The sequence below is a fragment of the Novosphingobium sp. ERN07 genome (genome assembly GCF_012641335.1).
Taxonomy (GTDB): domain Bacteria; phylum Pseudomonadota; class Alphaproteobacteria; order Sphingomonadales; family Sphingomonadaceae; genus Novosphingobium.
In genome coordinates, this window is record NZ_JABAID010000072.1 from 1 (window position 1) to 638 (window position 638).

The 638-nt window shown below is 61.9% G+C and carries 1 protein-coding gene; it reads right to left on the reverse strand.

Translation table 11 applies throughout. From position 1 onward, the window contains the following. Nucleotides 1–613 (reverse strand): Calx-beta domain-containing protein (locus tag HGI47_RS22130; RefSeq protein ID WP_240950385.1); only part of this gene is annotated, 613 nt, incomplete at its 3' end. Nucleotides 614–638 lie beyond the last annotated feature (25 nt).

Sequence of the window (638 nt, forward strand, 5' to 3'; positions counted from 1 at the left end):
AAGGTGCTGCGGCAGGCGGAGTGATCTTGAGGAAGAAGGTTTCGGTGGCTTCGATGGTTCTGTCGCCGGTAACGGGAACGTCGATGAAGCCGACGACCTGCCCGGCGGCAAGGTTGAGCGTGCCGGAGGTGGCGGTGTAATCCTGCCCAGCGGTGGCGGAGCCATCGATGGTGCTGTAGGTCAGCGCAAGGTCTGCGGTGTGCGGGCGTGACAGGCGCACTTCGAAACGCGCCATGCTGGTGCCGCTGTCGTTCTCGTACACGATCGGTGATCCGACCAGCACGGCAAGGTTCGAGCCGGAACCATCGTCGTCGAGCACGATGCCCATCGAGCGCAAGGCCGGGCCGCCGCCTGCCAGTTCGGCGTTGGTGGGATCGAACAGTTCCATTGTCAGGCTCTGGTCGACCTCATCCAGCGAATCGCTTGGTGCGTAAATGCGTACGGTCTTGGTGGTCTGGCCTGGTGCGAAGGTCAGTTGGTAGATATCGCCCATGTCACCCGACCAGCTGGTGTTCTGGTCGCTTGCGGTGCCAAGGCCATTGCCGGTCAGGAAACGATAGTTGACGGTAACCGACGCGGCCGATGGCTGGTCCAACGTGACGGTGAACGCCATGTAATCGCCTTCAAGCACGCCATAG